Here is a 316-nt window from a genome sequence, read left to right on the forward strand (position 1 = left end):
GTTCACGGACATATCGGAAACTAGTTTCCATTTCGGTTTCCGATTTAGTTTCCGTTTTTTGGTTTCCGATATCCCTTTCTTCCCTTGTCTCTCTTGCGGTTAAAGGCATATCGGAAACTACTTTTTTATTTCCCTTTTTTCGACCTAGATTATTTTGGGATAAAATTCGATTAAGATACTGTTTACTTAATCCTAGTTCTTGAGCTAATTCTGACACAGTTTTACTCATCAGAAACCCCCTCTGCGGTTAAAGCGAAGAAAGGAAAATCAAGAGGAAGCTCGTCAATCTCAATCCCAAGGACATCTGCCAGCTCTC

1 protein-coding gene is annotated in these 316 nt (G+C 39.6%); it reads right to left on the reverse strand.

What is annotated here, in order from left to right; translation table 11 throughout:
- Positions 1-229, reverse strand: a 229-nt coding sequence (locus tag QP415_RS11195; RefSeq protein WP_285100111.1) for a hypothetical protein, incomplete at its 3' end; no start/stop codon positions are given.
- Positions 230-316: the final 87 nt, after the last annotated feature.

Source organism: Pauljensenia sp. UMB3104 (assembly GCF_030217285.1).
In the GTDB taxonomy this organism is placed as follows: Bacteria; Actinomycetota; Actinomycetes; order Actinomycetales; family Actinomycetaceae; genus Pauljensenia.